The 25135-nt window shown below is 66.5% G+C and carries 22 protein-coding genes and 4 tRNA genes; all 26 read right to left on the bottom strand.

Features of this window, described 5'->3' with window-relative positions:
- Position 1: 1 nt before the first annotated feature.
- Entirely contained in the window at positions 2 to 751 is a 750-nt protein-coding gene (gene rpsC, locus ACQYVW_RS15210; RefSeq protein ID WP_280943410.1) for a 30S ribosomal protein S3, read from the bottom strand.
- A gap of 1 nt (position 752) precedes the next feature.
- On the bottom strand, positions 753 to 1145 hold the full coding sequence (gene rplV, locus ACQYVW_RS15205; RefSeq protein WP_434932329.1) for a 50S ribosomal protein L22: 393 nt from the start codon (positions 1143 to 1145) through the stop codon (positions 753 to 755).
- Between the two features lie 10 nt (positions 1146 to 1155).
- Positions 1156 to 1425 (bottom strand): 30S ribosomal protein S19, encoded by a 270-nt coding sequence (rpsS, locus tag ACQYVW_RS15200; protein WP_298577821.1) that lies wholly within the window; start codon positions 1423 to 1425, stop codon positions 1156 to 1158.
- 6 nt (positions 1426 to 1431) lie between these two features.
- A complete protein-coding gene (rplB, locus tag ACQYVW_RS15195; RefSeq protein WP_434932328.1) occupies positions 1432 to 2259 on the bottom strand; it encodes a 50S ribosomal protein L2 in 828 nt (275 codons plus the stop codon).
- A gap of 10 nt (positions 2260 to 2269) precedes the next feature.
- Positions 2270 to 2569: a 50S ribosomal protein L23 gene (rplW, locus tag ACQYVW_RS15190; protein WP_434932326.1), complete on the bottom strand. Its 300-nt coding sequence runs from the start codon at positions 2567 to 2569 to the stop codon at positions 2270 to 2272.
- On the bottom strand, positions 2566 to 3171 hold the full coding sequence (rplD, locus tag ACQYVW_RS15185) for a 50S ribosomal protein L4 (RefSeq protein WP_434932325.1): 606 nt from the start codon (positions 3169 to 3171) through the stop codon (positions 2566 to 2568). Before rplD ends, rplW begins: the two co-directional genes overlap by 4 nt.
- Positions 3172 to 3183: 12 nt before the next feature.
- A complete protein-coding gene (gene rplC, locus ACQYVW_RS15180) occupies positions 3184 to 3837 on the bottom strand; it encodes a 50S ribosomal protein L3 (protein WP_434932324.1) in 654 nt (217 codons plus the stop codon).
- An 11-nt stretch (positions 3838 to 3848) separates the two neighbouring features.
- Positions 3849 to 4160 (bottom strand): 30S ribosomal protein S10, encoded by a 312-nt coding sequence (gene rpsJ, locus ACQYVW_RS15175; protein ID WP_140908250.1) that lies wholly within the window; start codon positions 4158 to 4160, stop codon positions 3849 to 3851.
- A 540-nt stretch (positions 4161 to 4700) separates the two neighbouring features.
- Positions 4701 to 5891, bottom strand: a complete 1191-nt coding sequence (gene tuf / locus ACQYVW_RS15170) for an elongation factor Tu (RefSeq protein ID WP_434932315.1) — start codon at positions 5889 to 5891, stop codon at positions 4701 to 4703.
- A gap of 72 nt (positions 5892 to 5963) precedes the next feature.
- Entirely contained in the window at positions 5964 to 8093 is a 2130-nt protein-coding gene (gene fusA, locus ACQYVW_RS15165) for an elongation factor G (protein WP_434932323.1), read from the bottom strand.
- Between the two features lie 180 nt (positions 8094 to 8273).
- On the bottom strand, positions 8274 to 8741 hold the full coding sequence (gene rpsG, locus ACQYVW_RS15160) for a 30S ribosomal protein S7 (RefSeq protein ID WP_434932322.1): 468 nt from the start codon (positions 8739 to 8741) through the stop codon (positions 8274 to 8276).
- A gap of 12 nt (positions 8742 to 8753) precedes the next feature.
- Positions 8754 to 9128, bottom strand: coding sequence for a 30S ribosomal protein S12 (gene rpsL, locus ACQYVW_RS15155; protein ID WP_146387473.1), 375 nt, complete (start codon positions 9126 to 9128; stop codon positions 8754 to 8756).
- A gap of 256 nt (positions 9129 to 9384) precedes the next feature.
- Positions 9385 to 13635 carry a DNA-directed RNA polymerase subunit beta' gene (gene rpoC, locus ACQYVW_RS15150; RefSeq protein ID WP_434932321.1) on the bottom strand — a complete coding sequence of 1417 codons (4251 nt, stop codon included), beginning with the start codon at positions 13633 to 13635 and terminating at the stop codon, positions 9385 to 9387.
- A gap of 118 nt (positions 13636 to 13753) precedes the next feature.
- Entirely contained in the window at positions 13754 to 17926 is a 4173-nt protein-coding gene (gene rpoB / locus ACQYVW_RS15145; RefSeq protein WP_434932320.1) for a DNA-directed RNA polymerase subunit beta, read from the bottom strand.
- A 436-nt stretch (positions 17927 to 18362) separates the two neighbouring features.
- Positions 18363 to 18731, bottom strand: coding sequence for a 50S ribosomal protein L7/L12 (gene rplL / locus ACQYVW_RS15140; RefSeq protein ID WP_434932319.1), 369 nt, complete (start codon positions 18729 to 18731; stop codon positions 18363 to 18365).
- Between the two features lie 59 nt (positions 18732 to 18790).
- Positions 18791 to 19327: a 50S ribosomal protein L10 gene (gene rplJ / locus ACQYVW_RS15135; protein WP_434932318.1), complete on the bottom strand. Its 537-nt coding sequence runs from the start codon at positions 19325 to 19327 to the stop codon at positions 18791 to 18793.
- Positions 19328 to 19681: 354 nt separating this feature from the next.
- Positions 19682 to 20380 carry a 50S ribosomal protein L1 gene (rplA, locus tag ACQYVW_RS15130; protein ID WP_434947557.1) on the bottom strand — a complete coding sequence of 233 codons (699 nt, stop codon included), beginning with the start codon at positions 20378 to 20380 and terminating at the stop codon, positions 19682 to 19684.
- 4 nt (positions 20381 to 20384) lie between these two features.
- The gene (gene rplK, locus ACQYVW_RS15125; RefSeq protein WP_028840193.1) at positions 20385 to 20813 is read right to left on the bottom strand and encodes a 50S ribosomal protein L11; all 429 of its coding nucleotides are present in this window, start codon (positions 20811 to 20813) and stop codon (positions 20385 to 20387) included.
- Between the two features lie 202 nt (positions 20814 to 21015).
- Entirely contained in the window at positions 21016 to 21588 is a 573-nt protein-coding gene (gene nusG / locus ACQYVW_RS15120) for a transcription termination/antitermination protein NusG (protein ID WP_280943514.1), read from the bottom strand.
- A gap of 17 nt (positions 21589 to 21605) precedes the next feature.
- Positions 21606 to 21986: a preprotein translocase subunit SecE gene (gene secE / locus ACQYVW_RS15115; RefSeq protein WP_434932316.1), complete on the bottom strand. Its 381-nt coding sequence runs from the start codon at positions 21984 to 21986 to the stop codon at positions 21606 to 21608.
- 18 nt (positions 21987 to 22004) lie between these two features.
- Positions 22005 to 22080: transfer RNA gene (locus tag ACQYVW_RS15110), tRNA-Trp, on the bottom strand.
- Positions 22081 to 22272: 192 nt separating this feature from the next.
- Complete coding sequence (gene tuf, locus ACQYVW_RS15105; protein ID WP_434932315.1) at positions 22273 to 23463, bottom strand: elongation factor Tu; 1191 nt, start codon at positions 23461 to 23463, stop codon at positions 22273 to 22275.
- An 88-nt stretch (positions 23464 to 23551) separates the two neighbouring features.
- Positions 23552 to 23627, bottom strand: a tRNA-Thr gene (locus tag ACQYVW_RS15100).
- A 29-nt stretch (positions 23628 to 23656) separates the two neighbouring features.
- Positions 23657 to 23730, bottom strand: a tRNA-Gly gene (locus ACQYVW_RS15095).
- 35 nt (positions 23731 to 23765) lie between these two features.
- Positions 23766 to 23851, bottom strand: a tRNA-Tyr gene (locus ACQYVW_RS15090).
- Positions 23852 to 23987: 136 nt separating this feature from the next.
- On the bottom strand, positions 23988 to 25079 hold the full coding sequence (gene ychF, locus ACQYVW_RS15085; protein ID WP_434932314.1) for a redox-regulated ATPase YchF: 1092 nt from the start codon (positions 25077 to 25079) through the stop codon (positions 23988 to 23990).
- Positions 25080 to 25135: the final 56 nt, after the last annotated feature.

The following is a 25135-nucleotide window of genomic DNA, read 5'->3' as shown; positions in this document are numbered from 1 at the left end:
CTTAGTCCCTCGCCTCGCGGTCGCCACGGTCACGGCGCGGGCCGCGCGGACGCTCACGGTCGCCGCGGTCGCCACGCTCGCCACGCGGCGAGTCGTCCTGCTTCTCCTGGCCCACCTGGCTGAAATCGAAGATCTCGCCCTTGTAGATCCAGGTCTTGATGCCGATGATCCCGTAGGTCGTCTTGGCCTCGGCGAAGCCGTAGTCGACGTCGGCGCGCAGCGTGTGCAGCGGCACGCGACCTTCGCGGTACCACTCCGAACGCGCGATCTCGGCGCCGTTGAGGCGGCCGGCGACGTTGACCTTGATGCCCAGCGCGCCCAAGCGCATCGCGTTGCCCACGGCGCGCTTCATCGCGCGACGGAACATGATGCGGCGCTCGAGCTGCTGCGCGATCGACTCGGCGACCAGCTGCGCGTCGAGCTCGGGCTTGCGCACTTCGGTCACGTTGATGTGGGCGGGCACGCCCATCATCTCGCTGACGTCCTTGCGCAGCTTCTCGATGTCCTCGCCGCGCTTGCCGATCACCACGCCCGGGCGGGCGGTGTGGATCGTCACGCGCGCCGTCTTGGCCGGACGCTCGATCAGGATCTTGCTGATGCCGGCCGCGGCGAGCCGCTTGCGCAGCATGTCGCGGACCTTGAGGTCGGCCGCCAGGTAACCGGCGTATTCCTTCTTGCCGGCGTACCACTTGGAGTTCCAGTCCTTGGCGATGCCGAGGCGGATGCCGGTGGGGTGAACTTTATGACCCATATTACTTGCCCTCTCCCACGACGACGGTGATGTGGCTGGTGCGCTTGAGGATGCGCGTGCCGCGGCCCTTGGCGCGCGCCATGAAGCGCTTCAGCAGCGGGCCTTCGTCGACGGTGATCGTGGCGATCTTCAGCTCGTCGATGTCGGCGCCAGCGTTGTTTTCCGCATTGGCGATCGCCGACTCGACCAGCTTCTTGATCAGCGCAGCCGCCTTCTTGTCCGAGAACTTGAGCAGGTTGACCGCGCGCTCGGCCGGCAGGCCGCGGACCTGGTCTGCGACCAGGCGCGCCTTCTGCGGCGAGATGCGGGCCGTGCGCAGCACGGCGGTCCGCTTGTTGACCTCGGAGCGCGCGCGCTTGGCTTCTTCGTGCTTGGCTCGTGTTGCCTTGTCCATCGTGCGCTCCTTACCTGCCCGACTTCTTGTCGCCGCCGTGACCCTTGAAGGTCCGCGTCAACGCGAATTCGCCGAGCTTGTGGCCAACCATGTTCTCGTTGACCAACACCGGGATGTGGTTCTTGCCGTTGTGGACGGCGATCGTGAAGCCCACCATTTCGGGCAGGATCATCGAACGGCGCGACCAGGTCTTGATCGGCTTCTTGGTGTTGCCCGCCGCTTCCACCTTCTTGATCAGGTGGTGGTCCACGAACGGGCCCTTCTTCAGTGAACGTGCCATGGCCGATTAACTCCTGCGATCGCGCACGATGAATTGCTGGGTGCGCTTGTTCTTGCGCGTCTTGTAGCCCTTGGTCGGCACGCCCCACGGGGTGACCGGGTGCGGGTTGCCCTGGCCGGCCTTGGCCTCACCACCGCCGTGCGGGTGGTCGACCGGGTTCATCGCCGCGCCGCGGACGGTCGGCTTGACGCCGCGCCAGCGCTTCGCACCGGCCTTGCCCAGCTTCTCGAGGTTGTGCTCGACATTGCCGACTTCGCCGATGGTGGCGCGGCACTCGGCCGGCACCTTGCGCATCTCGCCCGAACGCAGGCGGAGCAGCGCATAGACGCCTTCGCGCGCGACCAGCTGCACGCCGGCACCGGCGGCACGGGCGATCTGCGCGCCCTTGCCGGGCTTCATCTCGATGCAATGCACCGTGGAGCCGACCGGGATGTTGCGCAGCGGCAGCGTGTTGCCTGCCTTGATCGGCGCATCGTTGCCCGCGATCACCTGGTCGCCGGCCTTCAGGCCCTTCGGCGCGATGATGTAGCGACGCTCGCCATCGACGTAGCACAGCAGCGCGATGTGCGCGGTGCGGTTGGGATCGTATTCGATCCGCTCCACGCGCGCCGGGATGCCTTCCTTGTCGCGCTTGAAGTCGATGATGCGGTAGTGCTGCTTGTGGCCACCGCCCATGTGACGGGTGGTGATGCGGCCGTGGTGGTTACGACCGCCGGTCTTGCCCTGCGGTTCGACGAGCGCCGCGTGCGGCGCACCCTTGTGCAGGTCGGGCGTCACCACGCGGACCGCGCTGCGGCGGCCGGGGGACGTGGGCTTGAACTTCATCAATGGCATGGGAGCTTCCTCAGGCCGTCGCGTTGATCACGTCGATCGACTGGCCTTCGGCCAGCGTCACATACGCCTTGCGCCAGTTGCCACGGCTGCCCTGGCGGAAACGGAAGGCCTTGTTCTTGCCCTTCACGTTGACCACGTTGACAGCCTGCACCTTGACGTCGAAAAGCTTCTCGACCGCAGCCTTGATGTCGGCCTTGGTCGCATCCTTCGCCACTTCGAACGCGTACTGGTTGGACACTTCCTGCAGGCGCGCGGTCTTTTCGGACACGCGCGGTGCACGGATCACTTCATAGAGCTTGGCGTCGTTCATGCCAGCCACTCCTCGATCTTCTTCACCGCATCGGTGGTGACCAGCACGCTGTCGGCACCGACCAGCGACACCGGGTCCAGCCCCTGCACGTCGCGCACTTCGACGTACGGCAGGTTGCGCGCGGACAGGTACAGGTTTTCCGAGGCGTCCTCGGTGACGATCAGCGGGCGCTTGCCCAGCTCGAAGCCCTTGAGCTTGGACACCAGGCCGGCGGTCTTGGGCGCGTCGACGTCGAACGACTCGACCACCGTGATGCGGCCCTGGCGGTTGAGCTCGGACAGGATCACGGCCATGGCGGCGCGATACTGCTTGCGGTTGACCTTCTGCGCGAAGCTGCGCGGCTTGGCCGCGAAGGTCACGCCGCCGCCGACGAAGATCGGAGCGGTCAGCGCGCCGTGACGGGCACCGCCGCCCTTCTGCTTCTTCGACTTCTTGGTGGTGCCGTTGACTTCGGCGCGGGTCTTCTGCGCCTTGGTCCCGGCGCGACCGGCGTTGCGGTAGGCAACGACGACCTGGTGGACCAGGTCCTCGCTGAACTCGCGGCCGAAGATCGCGTCGGAGACGGACAGTTTGTCGTTGCTACCGTTGATGGCGAGTTCCATCGTCATCTCTCCTTATGCCTTGCTCGAGGGACGCACGATGACGTCGCCACCCGGTGCACCGGGGACCGCGCCCTTGACGGCGATCAGCCCGCGCTCGGCGTCGACCTTGACCACCTGCAGACGCTGGGTGGTCTGGGTTTCGGCGCCCATGTGGCCGGACATCTTCTTGCCCGGGAACACGCGACCCGGGGTCTGGCGCTGGCCGATCGAGCCGGGCGAACGGTGCGACAGCGAGTTGCCGTGCGTCGCATCGCCCATGCTGAAGTTCCAGCGCTTGATCGTGCCTTGGAAGCCTTTGCCCTTGGTGACACCCTGGACGTCGACCAGCTGGCCGACCTCGAAGATGTCGGCCTTGATCTCGCCACCGACCTGGAAGTCGGAGACGCGATCGTCGGCCACGCGCAGCTCCCACAGGCCGCGGCCGGACTCGACCTTGGCCTTGGCCAGGTGGCCGGCCTCGGGCTTGGTCAGCAGCGAGGCGCGCTTGACGCCGGCGGTCACCTGCACGGCGCTGTAGCCGTCGGTGTCGACCGTCTTCACCTGGGTGATGCGGTTCGGGGTGGCTTCGATCAGGGTCACGGGGACGGACTTGCCATCCTCGGTGAACACTCGGCTCATGCCGGCCTTGCGGCCGACAATGCCCAACGAATGGATCTTCGCGGTCATGGTTCGGGGCCTCAGGTCAGCTTGATCTGGACGTCGACGCCAGCCGCGAGTTCGAGCTTCATCAGCGCGTCCACGGTCTTGTCGTTGGGGTCGACGATGTCGAGCACGCGCTTGTGCGTGCGGGTTTCGTACTGGTCGCGCGCGTCCTTGTCGACGTGCGGCGAGGTCAGAACGGTGTAGCGTTCGATCTTGGTGGGCAGCGGGATCGGGCCGCGCACCTGCGCGCCGGTCCGCTTGGCCGTTTCGACGATCTCGCTGGCCGAACGGTCGATCAGCCTGTGATCGAACGCCTTGAGCCGGATCCGGATTTTCTGGTCCGCCATGACGGAATTCCTTCGTTGAAAGAGCGACAGGCCCGACGGCTGTGTGCGTCGGACCCCGTATCGGGGCCCCGACCTCCGGACCAGACGCCTCCGGAAAGCTGGGGAAGAACAAAAAAGCAGGGCAGACCGGTTTCCCGATCCGCCCAGACCTGGATCACGAACGTGCCGAAACGCCCCGCCTATGTGTCCCGGAGACTTCCGGAACGGGCGGAGCACCTGCCACGCGACAAGATCCTTGTCTGGCGAAAACGAGGCGCGTCCTGCACCTCATTTCGCGGTCCCGCAGCCGCCTGACAAACTCGGCTGCGGTGAGTCGAACATTATGAAACCTTCACCCCCGGGATGCAAGGGGGTAGCCGCTTTTTCTGCTGGAGGCGCCAAGGGGCCCGGCGAGCGGCGCCCTCCTGCCCTCCCCCGCCCATCCGCGAGGGACGGGCGGACTCCCCTGCGGGAACCCTGGCGCGGCGGGGATCGGGATCCCTCGCTGCGCCCGGGACGACCTTCCGGTGCCCACGCGCCAGCGGCGCGTGGGCCGTCAGATCACTTGATGATCTTCGCCACCACGCCGGCGCCGACCGTGCGGCCGCCTTCGCGGATCGCGAAACGCAGGCCTTCGTCCATCGCGATCGGGTTGATCAGCGCCACCTGCATCTTCACGTTGTCGCCCGGCATCACCATCTCGGTGCCCTCCGGCAGCGTCACCGCGCCGGTGATGTCGGTCGTGCGGAAGTAGAACTGCGGGCGGTAGCCCTTGAAGAACGGGGTATGACGGCCACCCTCGTCCTTCGACAGCACGTACACCTCGGCCTCGAACTCGGTGTGCGGCGCGATCGAACCCGGCTTGCACAGCACCTGGCCGCGCTCCACGTCGTCACGCTTGGTGCCGCGCAGCAGCAGGCCCGCGTTGTCGCCCGCCTGACCCTGGTCCAGCAGCTTGCGGAACATTTCCACGCCGGTCACGGTGGTCTTCTGGGTCGGGCGGATACCGACGATCTCGATTTCCTCGCCCACCTTGATCACACCGCGCTCGATGCGGCCGGTCACCACGGTGCCGCGGCCCGAGATCGAGAACACGTCTTCCACCGGCATCAGGAACGGCTTGTCCACGTCGCGCTCCGGCTCCGGGATCCAGCTGTCCAGCGCCTCGACCAGCTTGATGATCGCCGGCACGCCGATGTCCGACTGGTCGCCTTCCAGCGCCTTCAGCGCCGAACCGTGCACGATCGGGGTGTCGTCGCCCGGGAACTCGTACTTGGACAGAAGCTCGCGCACTTCCATCTCCACCAGCTCCAGCAGCTCGGCGTCGTCCACCATGTCCGCCTTGTTCAGGAAGACCACGATGTACGGCACGCCCACCTGGCGCGCCAGCAGGATGTGCTCGCGCGTCTGCGGCATCGGGCCGTCAGCGGCCGAGCACACCAGGATCGCGCCGTCCATCTGCGCCGCACCCGTGATCATGTTCTTCACGTAGTCGGCGTGCCCAGGGCAGTCGACGTGCGCGTAGTGGCGGGTCGGGCTCTCGTACTCCACGTGCGAGGTCGAGATCGTGATCCCGCGCGCCTTCTCTTCCGGCGCCTTGTCGATCGCGTCGTAGGCGCGGAACTCGCCGCCGAAACGCTCCGCACCGATCTTCGTCAGCGCCGCCGTCAGCGTCGTCTTGCCGTGGTCAACGTGACCAATCGTGCCCACGTTCACGTGGGGCTTGGTGCGCTCGAACTTGCCCTTTGCCATGATCTTTACCTCTGGATTCGAAATCAGTGATGTGGCGCGGCGCACCGGGTCCGGTGCGCCGCGAAACCGGGATCAACCCTTCTTGATGACCGCGTCGGCGATGTTGGTCGGCGCTTCTTCGTAGTGGTCGAACTCCATCGTGAAGGTGGCGCGGCCCTGGGTCATCGAACGCAGCGAGGTCGCATAGCCGAACATCTCGCCCAGCGGGATCATCGCGTTGATGATCTTGCCCGAGGGGCTGTCGTCCTGGCCCTGCAGCACGCCGCGGCGGCGGCTCACGTCGCCCATCACGTCGCCCAGGTAGTCCTCGGGGCTGACGATCTCCACCTTCATGATCGGTTCGAGCAGCGCAGGCGAGGCCTTCGCGAAGCCCTGCTTGAACGCCATCGAGGCGGCCAGCTTGAACGCCATTTCCGACGAGTCGACGTCGTGGTACGAGCCGAACACCAGCTTGGCCTTGACGCCCACCACCGGGAAGCCGGCCAGCGGACCGCTGGTGATGGTTTCGCGCATGCCCTTCTCGACCGAGGGGATGAACTCCTTCGGGATCACGCCACCGGTGATCTCGTTGATGAACAGGAAGTCATCCTTGATGTCCGAAGCGTACTTCTCGCGGTCCTCGGCGGTCAGCGGCGACATCTCGATCACCACGTGGCCGTACTGGCCCTTGCCGCCCGACTGCTTGGCGTGCTTGTAGTCGGACTTGACGTCCTTCGAGCGGATGGTCTCGCGGTAGGCGACCTGCGGCTTGCCGACGTTGGCCTCGACGTTGAACTCGCGCTTCATGCGGTCGACGATGATGTCCAGGTGCAGCTCGCCCATGCCCGAAATGATGGTCTGGCCGGACTCTTCGTCGGTCTTGACGCGGAACGACGGGTCTTCCTGCGCCAGGCGACCCAGCGCCAGGCCCATCTTCTCCTGGTCCGACTTGGTCTTGGGCTCGACCGCCATCGAGATCACGGGCTCCGGGAAGCTCATGCGCTCGAGCACGATCGGCGCGTCCTGCGCGCACAGCGTGTCGCCGGTGGTGACGTCCTTCAGGCCCACCGCCGCGGCGATGTCGCCGGCCAGCACTTCCTTGATTTCCTCGCGGTTGTTGGAGTGCATCTGCAGCACGCGGCCGATGCGCTCCTTCTTGCCCTTGACCGAGTTCAGTACCTGGTCGCCGGCGTTGAGCACGCCCGAGTAGACGCGGAAGAAGGTCAGCGACCCTACGAACGGGTCGGTCATGATCTTGAACGCCAGGGCCGAGAACGGCGCCTTGTCGCTGGACTCGCGGGTCAGTTCCTTGGTCTCGTCGTCGACGTCGACGCCCCTGATCGCCGGCACGTCGACCGGCGACGGCAGCAGCTGCACCACGCCGTCGAGCATCGCCTGAACGCCCTTGTTCTTGAACGCCGTGCCGCAGAACATCGGCACGATCTCGGTCTTGAGCGTGCGCGCGCGCAGGCCGCCGATGATCTCGGCCTCGGAGAGCTCGCCGCCCTCGAGGTACTTGTCCATCAGTTCTTCGCTGGCTTCGGCCGCGGACTCGACCATGAACGCGCGCGCTTCCTCGGCCTGCGACTGCAGGTTGGCCGGGATGTCGCGGTACTCGAAGTTCAGGCCCTGCGAGGCGGTATCCCAATGGATCGCCTTCATCTTGAGCAGGTCGACCACGCCCTCGAATCCGTCTTCGGCGCCGATCGGCACCTGCATCGGCACCGGGAACGCGCCCAGGCGCGCCTTCAGCTGGTCGCGGACCTTGAAGAAGTTGGCGCCGGTGCGGTCCATCTTGTTGACGAACGCGATGCGCGGCACGTGGTACTTGTTGGCCTGGCGCCACACCGTCTCGGACTGCGGCTGCACGCCGCCGACCGCGCACAGCACGAACACCGCGCCGTCGAGCACGCGCAGCGAACGCTCGACCTCGATGGTGAAGTCGACGTGCCCGGGGGTGTCGATGATGTTGAAGCGGTGCTCAGGCAGGGACTTGTCCATGCCCTTCCAGAACGCCGTGGTGGCCGCCGACTGGATCGTGATGCCGCGTTCCTGCTCCTGCTCCATCCAGTCCATCGTCGCGGCGCCATCGTGCACCTCGCCGATCTTGTGGCTCTTGCCGGTGTAGAACAGGATGCGCTCCGACGTCGTGGTCTTGCCGGCGTCGATGTGCGCCATGATGCCGAAGTTGCGGTAGCGTTCGATGGGGGTCGTGCGGGCCACGGGTATGCCTCAGATTCGATGCTGTGGAAGTCCGCGCAGCAAGGGCGGGGACCGTCGCGAAGGACTCGCTTCTTCAATGGCCGAATGCCGCCTGGCGGCGGCATCGGACATCGCGTGCGGCATGGCCGCTGAAGTGGCGCCGTTGGCGCCGCGGGGGCCGAAGCCCGGCCCCAGGTGCTGTTACCAGCGGTAGTGCGCGAACGCCTTGTTCGCATCCGCCATGCGGTGCGTTTCCTCGCGCTTCTTGATCGCGCCACCGCGGCTCTCGGACGCGTCGATCAGTTCGCCGGCCAGCTTGCGCGGCATCGAGTTCTCGCCGCGCTTGCGCGCCGACTCGATCAGCCAGCGCATCGCCAGCGCCATGCGGCGCGACTGGCGCACTTCGACCGGCACCTGGTAGGTGGCGCCGCCGACGCGGCGGGACTTCACCTCGACCGCCGGGGACACGTTGCCCAGGGCCTTCTCGACCACTTCCAGGGCGTTGCCGTTCTTCTCGCCGATCACGTCCATGGCGCCGTACACGATCTTCTCGGCGACCGACTTCTTGCCGCTCTGCATGACCATGTTGATGAAACGGGCGATGACTTCGCTGCCGTGCTTGGGATCGGGCAGGACCGAACGCTGGGGAGTATTGCCTTTACGCGACATGATTCAGTTTCCTCAGGCCTTCGGGCGCTTGGCGCCGTACTTGGAACGCGCCTGCTTGCGCTTGGCGACGCCGGCGGCGTCGAGCGAGCCGCGCACGGTGTGGTAACGCACGCCCGGCAGGTCCTTGACGCGACCGCCGCGGATCAGCACCACGCTGTGTTCCTGCAGGTTGTGGCCTTCGCCGCCGATGTACGAAATGACTTCGTACCCGTTGGTCAGGCGCACCTTGGCCACCTTGCGCAGGGCCGAGTTCGGCTTCTTCGGGGTGGTGGTGTACACGCGCGTGCACACGCCACGACGCTGCGGGCAGTTGGCCAGCGCGGGCGACGTGCTCTTGTAGATTTCAGGGCTGCGCGGCTTGCGCACCAGCTGATTGATCGTTGCCATCGGTCAGGGGTTTCTTGGGTTTCGGGGCGGATGCCCTCGTGAAAACGACGGCAGGCGGGAACTCCCACCTGCCGAGACGAAAAAGTATAGCCCGCGCTGACGGAGACCGTCAACGCAAGCCATGCTCCGTGGCCCCGTCGCCGCGGTTACCCGCTGCCGGACCAAACTGCCTCCGCCCATCCTGGGCCGAAAACGAGGCGCTCCCTGCGCCTCATTTCGAGATCTGGGCCCCCTGACGGGGGCCGGGTATTGCCGCTCAGCTCGCGCTGGAGTCCTGGTCGGCGGCGGGCGCGTCCTCGATCATGATCGTGGACGGATCCGCCACGGCCGTGGCCGCTTCCGCCGGGGCGCCCGCCAGGGCGTCCAGCTCGGACTCGGTCAGGCCGGTGGCCTTGTTGCGACGGCGGGTATGGTACGCCAGGCCGGTGCCGGCGGGAATCAGGCGGCCGACGATCACGTTCTCCTTCAGGCCGCGCAGGCTGTCGCGGGTGCCGCGGACGGCCGCCTCGGTCAGCACGCGGGTGGTCTCCTGGAAGGAGGCCGCCGACAGGAACGACTCGGTCGCCAGCGAGGCCTTGGTGATGCCCAGCAGCACCGGGTCGACGCGCACCGGCAGTTCGTTGCGCGCGACCAGCTTCTGGTTCTCCTCGATCACGCGCTGGCGCTCGGCCTGCTCGCCGGCCAGGTAGCGGCTGTCGCCCGGGTCGGTGACCTCGACCTTGCGCAGCATCTGGCGAATGATCACCTCGATGTGCTTGTCGTTGATCTTCACGCCCTGCAGGCGATAGACGTCCTGGATCTCCTTGGTCAGGTACGAGGCCAGCGGCTCCACGCCCAGCAGGCGCAGGATGTCCTGCGGGCTCGGCTCGCCGTCAACCACGGTCTCGCCCTTCTCCACGTGCTCGCCTTCGAACACGATGATCTGGCGGTACTTCGGAATCAGCTCCTCGTGGTCCTCACCATCGGCGCCCTTGATGATCAGGCGCTGCTTGCCCTTGGTGTCCTTGCCGAAGCTCACGACGCCCGACTTCTCGGCCAGGATCGCCGGGTCCTTGGGCTTGCGCGCCTCGAACAGGTCGGCCACGCGCGGCAGACCACCGGTGATGTCGCGGGTCTTCGAGGCTTCCTGCGGGATCTTGGCGACTACGTCGCCCACGCCCACCGGCGCGCCGTCCTGCAGGTTCACGATCGAGCGCGGCGGCAGCAGGTACTGCGCCGGCAGGTCGGTGCCCGGGATGTTGAGGTCGTTGCCATCCTTGTCGACGATGCGCACGATCGGGCGCAGGTCCTTGCCCTGCGAGCCGCGGCGCTTGGGATCGGTGATCTCGCGCGAGGCCAGGCCGGTCAGTTCGTCGGTCTTCTCGATGACGGTGACGCCATCGACGAAGTCCACGAAGCGGATCGAACCGGCCACTTCCGAGACGATCGGGTGGTTATGCGGATCCCAGTTGGCGACGGTCTGGCCGGCCTTGATCTCGGCGCCGTCCTTGACGGTGATGGTCGCGCCATAGGGCAGCTTGTAGCGCTCGCGCTCGCGGCCGTGGCCATCGAGCACGGAGAGCTCGCCCGAACGCGAGACCACCGTCAGGTTGCCGCTGGCGTGCTGCACCGTCTTGAGGTTGTTGAACTTGATCGAGCCGGTGGTCTTGACCGTCACGTTGTCGATGGCGGCCGCACGCGACGCCGCACCACCGATGTGGAACGTACGCATCGTCAGCTGGGTACCGGGCTCGCCGATCGACTGCGCGGCGACCACGCCCACGGCCTCGCCGAGGTTGACGATGTGGCCACGGCCCAGGTCGCGGCCGTAGCAGTGCGCGCACACGCCGAAGCTGCTTTCGCAGGTGATCGTCGAGCGCACCTTGAACGACTGCACGCTCGCGTCCTCGAGCTTCTGCACCCACGCCTCGTCGAGCAGCGTGTTGCGGGTGACGATCGGATCCTCGTCGTTGCCCGGCAGGAACACGTCCTCGGCCACGACGCGGCCGAGCACGCGGTCGCGCAGCGGCTCGACCACGTCGCCGCCTTCCACGATCGGGGTCATGGTCAGGCCGTTCATCGTGCCGCAGTCGCTCTCGGTGATCACCACGTCCTGCGCCACGTCGACCAGGCGACGGGTCAGGTAACCGGAGTTCGCCGTCTTCAGCGCGGTATCCGCCAGGCCCTTACGGGCGCCGTGGGTCGAGATGAAGTACTGCTGGACGTTCAGGCCCTCGCGGAAGTTCGAGGTGATCGGCGTTTCGATGATCGAGCCGTCCGGCTTGGCCATCAGGCCGCGCATGCCGGCCAGCTGGCGGATCTGCGCCTGCGAACCACGCGCGCCGGAGTCGGCCATGATGTAGATCGAGTTCATCGACTTCTGCGCGACCTGCTCGCCCTTGGCGTTGGTCACGGTCTCGGTGCCGATGGTGTCCATCATCGCCTTGGCCACGCGCTCGTTGGTGCGCGACCAGATGTCGACCACCTTGTTGTAGCGCTCGCCCGCGGTGACCAGGCCCGACTGGTACTGCTGCTGGATCTCCAGCACCTCGGCTTCGGCCTCGGCGAGGATGCCCTTCTTCTCGTCGGGGATGGTCATGTCGTCGATGCCGATCGACACGCCCGCGCGGGTGGCGAAGCCGAAGCCGGTGTACATCAGCTTGTCGGCGAACACCACGGTGTCCTTCAGGCCCAGCTGGCGGTAGCAGCTGTTGATCAGGCGCGAGATGTTCTTCTTGGTCAGCTCGGTGTTGGCCAGGGCGAACGGCAGCCCTTCCGGCAGGATCTCGGCCAGCAGCGCACGCCCGACCGTGGTGTCCACGATCGAGGTCTTCTTCTCGCGGTTGCCCTCCTCGTCCACCACCGTCTCGGTGATGCGCACCTTCACCTTGGCATGCAGGCCCGCGACCTTGTTGTCGTAGGCACGGCGCGCTTCGGCGACGTTGGCGAACGCCATGCCCTCGCCCGGGGTGTTCTCCAGCGCACGGGTCATGTAGTACAGGCCGAGCACCACGTCCTGCGACGGCACGATGATCGGCTCGCCGTTCGCCGGCGAGAGGATGTTGTTGGTCGACATCATCAGCGCGCGCGCTTCCAGCTGGGCTTCCAGCGAGAGCGGCACGTGGACGGCCATCTGGTCACCGTCGAAGTCGGCGTTGAACGCGGTGCAGACCAGCGGGTGCAGCTGGATCGCCTTGCCCTCGATCAGCACCGGCTCGAACGCCTGGATGCCCAGGCGGTGCAGCGTCGGGGCGCGGTTGAGCAGCACGGGGTGTTCGCGGATCACCTCTTCGAGGATGTCCCACACCTCGGCCTCTTCGCGCTCGACCAGCTTCTTGGCGGCCTTGATCGTCGTGGCCAGGCCACGGCGCTGCAGCTTGGCGAAGATGAAGGGCTTGAACAGCTCCAGCGCCATCTTCTTCGGCAGGCCGCACTCGTGCAGGCGCAGGGTCGGGCCGACCACGATGACCGAACGGCCCGAGTAGTCGACGCGCTTGCCGAGCAGGTTCTGGCGGAAGCGGCCCTGCTTGCCCTTGATCATATCGGCGAGCGACTTGAGCGGGCGCTTGTTGGTGCCGGTGATGGCGCGGCCGCGGCGGCCGTTGTCCATCAGCGCGTCCACCGACTCCTGCAGCATGCGCTTCTCGTTGCGCACGATGATGTCGGGCGCATTGAGCTCCAGCAGGCGGCGCAGGCGGTTGTTGCGGTTGATGACGCGGCGGTACAGGTCGTTCAGGTCGGAGGTCGCGAAGCGGCCGCCGTCCAGCGGCACCAGCGGACGCAGGTCCGGCGGCAGCACCGGCAGCACGGTCATGACCATCCACTCGGGGCGGTTGCCCGACTCGAGGAAGGCCTCGACCAGCTTGATGCGCTTGGTCAGGCGCTTGAGCTTGGTTTCCGAACCGGTGGCGGCGATGTCTTCCTTCAGCTTGACCGTTTCGGCCTGCAGGTCGATGGTGCGCAGCAGGTCGTAGACCGCCTCGGCGCCCATGGCGGCGTCGAAGTCGTCGCCATGCTCCTGGCGCATCTGCATGAACTGCTCTTCATTGAGCAGCTGGCCGCGCTCAAGCGGGGTCAGGCCCGGCTCGGTGACGACGAACGCCTCGAAGTACAGGATGCGCTCGATGTCGCGCAGGGTCATGTCCAGCATCAGGCCGATGCGCGAGGGCAGCGACTTGAGGAACCAGATGTGCGCGACCGGCGAAGCCAGGTCGATGTGGCCCATGCGCTCGCGGCGCACCTTGGCCAGGGTCACTTCCGTGCCGCACTTCTCGCAGACCACGCCGCGGTGCTTCATGCGCTTGTACTTGCCGCACAGGCACTCGTAGTCCTTGATCGGCCCGAAGATGGACGCGCAGAACAGGCCGTCGCGCTCGGGCTTGAAGGTACGGTAGTTGATGGTCTCGGGCTTCTTCACTTCGCCGTAGGACCACGAACGGATCAGGTCCGGCGACGCCAGCGCGATCTTGATCGCGTCGAAATCGGGCGTCGGACGCTGCTGGTTGAAGAGGTTGAGCAAGTCTTTCATGTGTATCTCCGGGATTCGGGATTCGAGATTCGGGATTGGATAAGGCGGGGATCGTGGTTTCGGGCGCGCGGCGTGTGCCTTTGCGAAGCCCTAGTCCCTAATCCCCAATCACCGCTTCTCAGTGCTCCTCGAGTTCCATATTGATGGCCAGCGAGCGGATTTCCTTGACCAGGACGTTGAAGGACTCCGGCATGCCGGCGACCATCTCGTACTCGCCATCGACGATGTTCTTGTACATCTGGTTGCGGCCCTGCACGTCGTCGGACTTCACCGTCAGCATTTCCTGCATGGTGTAGGCCGCGCCGTAGGCTTCCAGCGCCCACATTTCCATCTCACCGAAGCGCTGGCCGCCGAACTGCGCCTTGCCGCCCAGCGGCTGCTGGGTGACGAGCGAGTACGGGCCGGTCGAACGGGCGTGCATCTTGTCGTCGACCAGGTGGTTGAGCTTCAGCATGTGCATGTAGCCCACGGTCACCTTGCGCTCGAAGGCCTCGCCGGTACGGCCGTCGAACAGCTGCGCCTGGCCGCTGGTCGGCAGGTCGGCGAGTTCGAGCATGCGCTTGATCTCGGCCTCGCTGGCGCCGTCGAACACCGGGGTGGCCATCGGCACGCCGTCGGTGAGGTTCCTGGCGAGCGTGATCAGTTCCTCGTCGCTGAACTGCTTGAGGTCGACGCGCTGCGCGATGAGTTCCTTGTCGTGGTTGTAGATCTCGTCGAGGAACTTGCGCAGTTCGGCCACCTTGGCCTGCGCCTGCAGCATCTGGTCGATCTTGCGACCCAGGCCCTTCGCCGCCCAGCCCAGGTGGGTTTCCAGGATCTGGCCGATGTTCATACGCGAGGGCACGCCCAGCGGGTTGAGCACGATGTCGACGGTCTCGCCGTTGGCCATGTGCGGCATGTCCTCGACCGGCACGATGGTCGACACCACACCCTTGTTGCCGTGGCGGCCGGCCATCTTGTCGCCCGGCTGGATGCGGCGCTTCACGGCCAGGTAGACCTTGACCATCTTCAGCACGCCAGGAGCGAGGTCGTCGCCCTGCATGATCTTGCCGCGCTTGTCGGCGAAGCGCTTCTCGAACTCCTTCTCGTGCACCTCGATCTGCTTCTGCGCACGCTCGATCGCTTCGGACGCGTCATCGTCCTTCATGCGCAGCTGGAACCAGTCGGACTTCTTCAGCCCGTCGAGCACCAGCGAGGTGACCGTGTCGCCCTTCTTCAGGCCCGGGCCGCCATTGGCGACCTTGCCCAGCAGCTGCGAGCGCAGGCGGTCGTAGATCGCCGCCTCGAGGATGCGGAACTGGTCGTCGAAGTCCTTCTTGACGCGCTTGACCTCGGATTCCTCGATCTGGCGGGCGCGCTTGTCCTTCTCGATGCCGTCGCGGGTGAAGACCTGCACGTCGATGACGGTGCCGTCCATGCCCGGGGGCACGCGCAGCGAGCTGTCCTTCACGTCCGAGGCCTTCTCGCCGAAGATCGCGCGCAGCAGCTTCTCTTCCGGAGTCAGCTGGCTCTCGCCCTTGGGCGTGACCTTGCCGACCAGGATGTCGCCGGCGCGCACTTCGGCGCCGATGTACACCACGCCCGACTCGTCGAGGCGGTTCAGCGCCTGCTCGGAGACGTTCGGGATGTCGGCCGAGATCTCCTCCGGCCCGAGCTTGGTGTCGCGGGCGACGGCGGTGAGTTCTTCGATGTGGATCGTGGTGTAGCGGTCTTCCTGGACCACGCGCTCCGACAGCAGGATCGAGTCCTCGAAGTTGTAGCCGTTCCAGGGCATGAACGCGACCAGCATGTTCTGGCCGAGCGCCAGCTCGCCGATGTCGGTCGAGGGGCCGTCGGCCAACACGTCGCCGCGCGCGACCACGTCGCCCACGTTCACCAGCGGGGTCTGGTTGATGCAGGTGTTCTGGTTGGAACGGGTGTACTTGATCAGGTTGTAGATGTCGACGCCGGCATCGGTCTCGCCGGTGATCTCGTCCTCGAACGCCTTGACCACGATGCGGCCGGCGTCGATCTGCTCGATCACGCCGCCGCGGCGGGCGTTCACCGTCACGCCCGAGTCGCGCGCCACGGCGCGCTCGATGCCGGTGCCCACCAGCGGCTTCTGCGCGCGCAGCGTCGGCACGGCCTGACGCTGCATGTTGGCGCCCATCAGTGCGCGGTTAGCGTCGTCGTGCTCCAGGAAGGGCACCAGCGCCGCGGCGACCGACACGGTCTGCATCGGCGAGACGTCCATGTAATGGATCTCGGCCGGCGGCTTGAGCAGGTTTTCGCCCTGGAAGCGGCAGGAGACGAACTGCGCGTCGAGGTTGCCCTTGGCATCCTGAGGCGAGTCGGCCTGCGCGATCACGAACTCGTTCTCTTCGATCGCCGACAGGTACTCGATCTCGTCGGTGACGCGGCCGTCCACGACCTTGCGGTACGGCGTCTCGAGGAAGCCGTAGCGGTTGGTGCGGGCGAACACGGCCAGCGAGTTGATCAGGCCGATGTTCGGGCCTTCCGGCGTCTCGATGGTGCAGACGCGGCCGTAGTGGGTCGGATGCACGTCGCGCACTTCGAAGCCGGCGCGCTCGCGGGTCAGGCCGCCCGGGCCCAGCGCCGAGACGCGGCGCTTGTGGGTGACTTCCGACAGCGGATTGTTCTGGTCCATGAACTGCGACAGCTGCGAGGAGCCGAAGAACTCCTTGACCGCGGCCGCGACCGGCTTGGCGTTGATCAGCTCCTGCGGGGTCAGGCCATCGGCCTCGGCCATGGTCAGGCGCTCGCGCACGGCGCGCTCGACGCGGACCAGGCCCACGCGGAACACGTTCTCGGCCATCTCGCCCACCGAACGCACGCGACGGTTGCCCAGGTGGTCGATGTCGTCCACCACGCCACGGCCGTTGCGGATCTCGGTCAGCACCTTGATCACGTCGAGGATGTCGGAGCTGTCGCCGCAGGCCTCGCGCAGGCGCACGGACTCTTCGTCCTTGCGCTCGGCGAAGTACTTGGCGTCGTACAGCACCGCGGCGCCGGTCACCTCGCGGCGGCCCAGCCGGCGGTTGAACTTCATCCGGCCGACGCCCGACAGGTCGTAGCGCTCGAAGGCGAAGAACAGGTTGTGGAACAGGTTCTGCGCGGCGTCCTTGGTCGGCGGCTCGCCGGGACGCATCATGCGGTAGATCTCGACCAGCGCATCGAGCTGGGTCTTGGTCGCGTCCACGCGCAGGGTGTTGGACAGGTAGGCGCCGCGATCCAGGTCGTTGGTCCAGATCGTGCCGACGGCCTCGATGCCGGCCTTGCGCAGCGCCTGCAGCGTGTCGTCGTTGATCTCGTCGTTGGCCGAGGCGATCAGCTCGCCGGTCGAGGCATCGACCACGTCGTGCGAGAGCACGCGCCCGACCAGGTACTCGTCCGGCACGGCCAGCGCGGCGACGCCGGCGGCCTCGAGCTGCTTCACGTGGCGCGCGGTGATGCGCTTGCCGGCCTCGACGATCACCTTGTCGCCATCGGCCAGGTCGAAGTTCAGCGTCTCGCCGCGCAGGCGCTCGGGCACCAGCTCCAGCTGCACGCCCTCCCCTTCGGGCAGGATGTGGAAGGTGTTGATCTCGAAGAACTCATTGAGCATTTCTTCGTTGTTGTAGCCGAGCGCGCGCAGCAGCACCGACACCGGCAGCTTGCGACGGCGGTCGATACGGGTGTACAGCGCGTCCTTCGGGTCGAACTCGAAGTCCAGCCACGAGCCGCGGTAGGGGATCACGCGCGCGGAGAACAGCAGCTTGCCCGAGCTGTGGGTCTTGCCGCGGTCGTGGTCGAAGAACACGCCGGGCGAACGGTGCAGCTGCGAGACGATGACGCGCTCGGTGCCGTTGACGATGAAGGTGCCGTTGTCGGTCATGAGCGGGATCTCGCCCATGTAGACCTCCTGCTCCTTCACGTACTTGATCGCCTTGTTCGACGACTCGCGGTCGTAGATCACCAGGCGCACGGTCACGCGCAGCGGCGCACCGTAGCTCATGCCGCGCTGGCGGCACTCTCGCTCGTCGAACACGGGCTCGCCGAGCTTGTAGCCGACGTACTCGAGGGCGGCGTAGCCGTTGTAGCTGACGATCGGGAACACCGACTTCAGCGCGGCGTGCAGGCCCTTGTCGTCGCGCTTGTTCGGATCCTTGTCGGCCTGCAGGAACTCGCGGTACGAGTCGACCTGGATGGCGAGCAGGAACGGCACTTCGAGGATCGAGCGGCGCTTTCCGAAGTTCTTCCGGATGCGCTTCTTCTCGGTGAACGAGTAGTTCGACTGGAGTTGGGTCGTCATGGGGAGCTGATGCCTCGGTCGGGGACGCGCGCGGACGCGAGTCCTTGAAAACGAAAAGTTGTCACTGGACAGTCGCTGGTATTGCCGGCACCAGCACGCCTTCTCCCGCTACTGACCACTGACAACTAGTGGAGCCGGGATGGGTGTCGGGATTCGGGATTGGCAAAAGCGGCTGCTTTTACGAATCCCGAATCCCAAATTCCGAATCCCTGCTTTACAACGACCGAAGGCCGGGGGCGTTATGCCCCCAGCCTCGGCTTCCGCCATCAGTCCCGCGGAGGCGGCACTGCGGCGGCTACTGCTGCGATTTGCTCTCGGTTGAGGGCCAATCTCTACCTCGGTTGGCTGCCGCGGTGGCGGAAGCCGTGGACCCCCGCCTGGGCGGGGATGACACCTCGGCCGACGCGCGCGCCATGCGCACGGGCCGGCCGCTGCATCACTTGATCTCGACGGTGGCGCCGGCCGCCTCGAGGTCCTTCTTGCACTTCTCGGCATCTTCCTTCGAGACGCCTTCCTTCAGGACGCCGCCGGCCTCGGTGAGGTCCTTGGCTTCCTTCAGGCCCAGGCCGGTGATCGCGCGCACGGCCTTGATCACTTCGACCTTCTTGTCGCCGGCCGACTTCAGGGTGACGGTGAACTCGGTCTGCTCCTCGACAGCAGCGGCCGGGCCGGCAGCAGCGGCGACGGCGACCGGGGCGGCGGCGGAGACGCCGAACTTCTCTTCGATGGCCTTGACCAGCTCCACCACTTCCATCAGGGACTTTTCGGCGATCGCGTCGACGATCTGTTCGTTGGTAAGGGACATGATGTTTACCTTTGGAAATTATCTGGGTTTGGGTTCAAGCGAACCGGATGACGTCGAACTCAGGCTTCGGCCGTGGCTTCGGCGGCGGCTTCCGCCGGCGCTTCGCCACCACCCTGCTTGTCGGCCACGGCCTGGACGGCACGGGCGAACATCGCGGCCGGCTCGAGCAGGACGCGGGCCAGCATGGACAGCGCCTGGTCGCGGGTCGGCAGCGCAGCGAGCACATCCACGTGGCTGGCGGGATACAGCTCGCCCCCCACGGAAACGACCTTCGGCTGCAGCTTGTCGTTGCCCTTGGCGAATTCCTTGATCAGGCGGCCGGCGGCGCCGGGCTCCTCGATCGAAAACGCATACAGCAGCGGGCCGACGAGCTTGTCCTTGACAACCTCGTAGTCCGTGCCTTCGACGGCGCGCGCGGCCAGGGTGTTCTTGACAACCTTCAAGAACACGCCTTCCTCGCGGGCCTTCTTGCGCATGGCGGTCATTTGCGCGACCGTCGTGCCTGCGTATTCGGCGGCGACCAGGGAGTGTGCCTTGGAGGCGACGTCTGCCAGTTCGGCGACAACTTCTTGCTTCTGGGACAGATTGAGAGCCATACACTCCTCACTTGTTGACTCCGCCCGCGGCTCCTGCCGCTGGCGGTCCTGGACGGCATCCGGTCCGTGGACGCCGGGGACGCGAGGTCCCGGGTTGGTGGCCTGTCCGGCTGGCGGTTCGCGAACGCACCAGAACAACTTCCATCAAGGCGGCACCATCTGCGCAGGCGGACCCCGGAGGGTTCGATTAAGCGATCCCGCTAGCCACGACGGCGATTCCCTGCCAGCACGAGCTCCCTGCCCGTCGTCGTTGCGCGCTGACCGCACCTGCGGTCTTTGACGGCTGTCGCCGACGTTGCCGGCGGCGACTGCCCTCAAGTGCCCCGTCCGTGTCCGGGCGGGGCGTTAACACGATTACTTCAGGCTCAGCGTCGACGCATCGACGATGACGCCCGGACCCATGGTCGAGCTGACCGAGATCTTCTGCAGGTACTGCCCCTTGGAGGTGGCCGGCTTGGCCTTGACCAGGTCGACCAGCAGCGCCTGCAGGTTCTCCTTCAGGCGGTCGGCGTCGAAGTCGGCCTTGCCGATGGTGCAGTGGATGATGCCGGCCTTGTCGGTGCGGTAGCGCACCTGGCCGCCCTTGGCGTTCTTCACCGCTTCGCCCGGGTTCGGGGACACGGTGCCGACCTTCGGGTTCGGCATCAGGCCGCGCGGACCCAGCAGGGTGCCGAGCTTGCCGACCACGCGCATCGCGTCCGGCGTGGCGATGACCACGTCGTAGTTCAGGTCGCCGCCCTGCATCTTCTCGGCCAGGTCGTCCATGCCGACCGCGTCGGCGCCGGCGGCCAGGGCCTCGTCGGCCTTCGCGCCGGCCGGGGCGAACACCGCCACGCGCACGGTCTTGCCGGTGCCCTCCGGCAGCACAGTCGAGCCGCGCACCTGCTGGTCGGACTTCTTGGCGTCCACGCCCAGGCGCACGGCCACGTCCACGGCCTCGACGAACTTGGCCTTGCTGTTGTCCTTGACGATCTTCAGGGCGTCATCGATCGCATACGCCTTGCCGGGCTGGACCGCCGCCTTGCCCGCCTTCTGTCGCTTGTTCAGTGCCATGTGCTCAGCCCTCCACCGTCAGACCCATCGAACGGGCCGAGCCCGCGATGGTGCGCACCGCTGCGTCCAGGTCGGCCGCGGTCAGGTCGGGTTCCTTCGCCTTGGCGATGTCCTCGAGCTGGGCACGGGTGACCTTGCCCACCTTCTCGGTGTTCGGGCGCTTGGAGCCGGAGGTGACGCCGGCGGCCTTCTTCAGCAGCACCGTGGCCGGCGTGCTCTTGGTGACGAAGGTGAAGGTACGGTCCGAGTAGGCCGTGATGATGACCGGGGTCGGCAGACCCGGCTCGAGCTTGGAGGTCGCCGCGTTGAACGCCTTGCAGAACTCCATGATGTTCAGGCCGCGCTGACCCAGCGCGGGACCGACCGGCGGCGAGGGGTTGGCCTGCCCGGCCTTCACCTGCAGCTTGATGTAACCGACTACTTTCTTTGCCATTTCTCAGGTCTCTCCGGGTGCAAGCGCCGTCAGGCTCCCCATCGGGCCGGGAACAGTCCATCCAGAGCAGCGCGTCCCGGCATCGCGGCGCTCCTTCCACGCGAAAGACCGCCTGTGCGGCGGCCTGCGGTTCTGCCCGGCTTCCCGGGCGGGGAGCCGGCTAGTATAGCGGGTTTTCCGGGCCATTGCAGCCCGGGCGGCCTCAGGCCTTCTCGACCTGTCCGAACTCGAGTTCGACCGGGGTCGAACGGCCGAAGATCAGCACCGCCACGCGCAGGCGGCTCTTCTCGTAATTGACTTCCTCGACCACGCCGTTGAAGTCGTTGAAGGGCCCGTCGACCACGCGGACCATCTGGCCCGGCTCGAACAGCACCTTCGGGCGCGGCTTCTCGACGCCTTCCTGAACGCGGTCGAGGATGGCGGCCGCCTCCTCGTCGCGGATCGGCAGCGGCCGGTCGGCGGTGCCGCCGATGAAGCCCATCACCTTCGGGGTCTCCTTCACCAGATGCCAGCTCTCGCTGTCCATCCGGGGGATGCCGCCCTCGTCGCGGGTCGCGATCTGGACCAGCACGTAGCCCGGGAAGAACTTGCGCTCGGAACGGCGCTTCTGGCCGGAGCGCATCTCCACCACTTCCTCGGTCGGGACCAGGACGTCGCCGAAGCGGTCCTGCATTTCCGCGCGCGCGATGCGGTCACGCAGCGCCTGCGCCACCGACTTCTCGAAGCCGGAATAGGCGTGCACCACATACCAACGCTTGACGCTTTCGGCTTCCATCAAACCCGACTCTCCACTTATTGCCCGAGGAACAACTTCACCAGCCACTGGATGACCGTGTCGAAACCGGCCAGCATCAGCGCGATGACGACCACGACGATCATCACCACCCAGGTCATGCGCATGGCCTCCTGGCGCGTCGGCCAGACCACCTTGCGCAGCTCGAAACGCGACTCGGACAGGAATTCGCGCGTCTGGCGGCCCTTGAAGCTGGTCATGAACACCGCCACCGCCGCCGCCACGCCAACCACCACCAGGCCAACGCGCGCTGGCGCCGGCCACTGCGTCTCGAACCAGTAGAACGCGAACACCCCGGCCGCCACCAGCAGCAGCGCCAGTGCGTACTTGACCATGTCGCCCGCGGACGCGGTGCCGGGCTGCTCGACTCTGCTGTTCACTCGACTCGATACTCTGGATGGCACGCCAGGAGGGACTCGAACCCCCAACCTGCGGTTTTGGAGACCGCTGCTCTGCCAATTGAGCTACTGGCGTATCTTTGAATTATGCCGCTTCCGAAAATGGCAATGGCGGCTTGCGCCGCCTTGCCCTGTTCCGACCATCTCCAGGGGAGAGGGGAAGCGGAGATCCCTTGCGGGAACCCTGGCGCGGCGGGGATCGGGATCCCTCGCTGCGCCCGGGACGACCTTCCGGTGCCCACGCGCCAGCGGCGCGTGGGCCGTCAGATCACTTGATGATCTTCGCCACCACGCCGGCGCCGACCGTGCGGCCGCCTTCGCGGATCGCGAAACGCAGGCCTTCGTCCATCGCGATCGGGTTGATCAGCGCCACCTGCATCTTCACGTTGTCGCCCGGCATCACCATCTCGGTGCCCTCCGGCAGCGTCACCGCGCCGGTGATGTCGGTCGTGCGGAAGTAGAACTGCGGGCGGTAGCCCTTGAAGAACGGGGTATGACGGCCACCCTCGTCCTTCGACAGCACGTACACCTCGGCCTCGAACTCGGTGTGCGGCGCGATCGAACCCGGCTTGCACAGCACCTGGCCGCGCTCCACGTCGTCACGCTTGGTGCCGCGCAGCAGCAGGCCCGCGTTGTCGCCCGCCTGACCCTGGTCCAGCAGCTTGCGGAACATTTCCACGCCGGTCACGGTGGTCTTCTGGGTCGGGCGGATACCGACGATCTCGATTTCCTCGCCCACCTTGATCACACCGCGCTCGATGCGGCCGGTCACCACGGTGCCGCGGCCCGAGATCGAGAACACGTCTTCCACCGGCATCAGGAACGGCTTGTCCACGTCGCGCTCCGGCTCCGGGATCCAGCTGTCCAGCGCCTCGACCAGCTTGATGATCGCCGGCACGCCGATGTCCGACTGGTCGCCTTCCAGCGCCTTCAGCGCCGAACCGTGCACGATCGGGGTGTCGTCGCCCGGGAACTCGTACTTGGACAGAAGCTCGCGCACTTCCATCTCCACCAGCTCCAGCAGCTCGGCGTCGTCCACCATGTCCGCCTTGTTCAGGAAGACCACGATGTACGGCACGCCCACCTGGCGCGCCAGCAGGATGTGCTCGCGCGTCTGCGGCATCGGGCCGTCAGCGGCCGAGCACACCAGGATCGCGCCGTCCATCTGCGCCGCACCCGTGATCATGTTCTTCACGTAGTCGGCGTGCCCAGGGCAGTCGACGTGCGCGTAGTGGCGGGTCGGGCTCTCGTACTCCACGTGCGAGGTCGAGATCGTGATCCCGCGCGCCTTCTCTTCCGGCGCCTTGTCGATCGCGTCGTAGGCGCGGAACTCGCCGCCGAAACGCTCCGCACCGATCTTCGTCAGCGCCGCCGTCAGCGTCGTCTTGCCGTGGTCAACGTGACCAATCGTGCCCACGTTCACGTGGGGCTTGGTGCGCTCGAACTTACCCTTTGCCATGACTGTGACTCTCGCTGACGGTTGTGACTGCTGGTGGTGGATGGCCCGGCCGGGGGAGCCGGACGCTTGCGGGGAGACCCCGCCTGGATGGTGCTCACGAATGGAATCGAACCATCGACCTCCTCCTTACCAAGGAGGTGCTCTACCGACTGAGCTACGTGAGCGTGAAACTGGTGCGTGTCGCAGGGTGCAATGGAGCGGGAGACGGGAATCGAACCCGCACCATCAGCTTGGAAGGCTGAGGTTCTACCATTGAACTACTCCCGCGCCGCGCGGTTGACTCGTTGTTCCCGGTTGAAGACTGGTGGAGGGAGGTGGATTCGAACCACCGAAGGCGTAAGCCAGCAGATTTACAGTCTGCCCCCGTTGGCCGCTTGGGTATCCCTCCGGTCGTCGAAGAAGCACCGGTGAAACAGCCCGTTATTTTGGAGGTGCCGCGCGGGCCTGTCAACGCATTCCGCATCCCGCGATGAGAATCGGGTCGCCGGCGTGCCGGGAAGTCGCCCGGACCGCCAGCCCGGCGCTCAGACGTTGAAGCGGAAATGCAGGATATCGCCCTCCTGGACCCGGTATTCCTTGCCCTCCAGCCGCAGCCGGCCGGCCTCGCGCGCGCCCGCCTCCCCGCGGTAGCGGACGAAATCCTCGTAACCGATGGTCTCGGCGCGGATGAAGCCCTTCTCGAAGTCGGTGTGGATCACGGCCGCGGCCTGCGGCGCGGTGGCCCCGGCCTTCACCGTCCAGGCCCGGACTTCCTTCACGCCCGCGGTGAAATAGGTCTGCAGCCCCAGCAGGCGGTAGGCGGCGCGGATCACCCGGTTCAGGCCCGGCTCGTCCAGGCCGTAGCTGGCCAGCATCTCGTCGCGGTCGGCGTCGTCGAGCTGGCTCAGCTCTTCCTCGATCGCGGCCGACACCGGCACCACCTCGGCGCCCTCGGTCGCGGCGCGGGCGCGCACGGCGTCCAGGTGCGGATTGCCATCGAAGCCGTCCTCGAGCACGTTGGCGATGTAGAGCACCGGCTTCATGGTCAGCAGGAACAGCTCGCGCAGCAGCGCGCGCTCCTCGTCGGCCAGCGCCACCGAGCGGGCCGGCTTGCCCTCGTCCAGGGCCGCGCGCAACCTGCCCAGCACCTCGATGCGGGCCTTGGCGTCCTTGTCGCCGCTCTTGGCCACGCGCTCGTAGCGGGCGATCGCCTTGTCCACCGAATCCAGGTCCGCCAGGGCCAGCTCGGTGTCGATGGTGTCGATGTCGGCGATCGGATCGACCTTGTTGGCCACGTGGATCACGTCCGGGTGCTCGAAGCAGCGCACCACGTGCGCGATCGCGTCCACCTCGCGGATGTGCGCCAGAAACTTGTTGCCCAGGCCCTCGCCGCTGGCCGCGCCCGCCACCAGGCCGGCGATGTCGACGAACTCGACCGCGGTCGGCACGACCTTCTCAGGCTTGACGATCTCCGCCAGCGCGCCGAGGCGCGGGTCGGGCACCGGCACCACGCCGACGTTGGGTTCGATCGTGCAGAACGGGAAGTTGGCCGCGGCGATGCCCGCCTTGGTCAGCGCATTGAAGAGGGTCGACTTGCCGACGTTCGGCAGGCCGACGATGCCGCATTGGATGCCCATGAGAATCCGGGATTGGGAATTCGGGATTGGGGATTCGGAGAACGCTCCGAATCCCC

This window comes from Luteimonas campi (genome assembly GCF_051162505.1).
In the GTDB taxonomy this organism is placed as follows: domain Bacteria; phylum Pseudomonadota; class Gammaproteobacteria; order Xanthomonadales; family Xanthomonadaceae; genus Luteimonas.
Note: the sequence above shows the minus strand (reverse complement) of the source record. Positions and strands in the feature narration are given on the sequence as shown.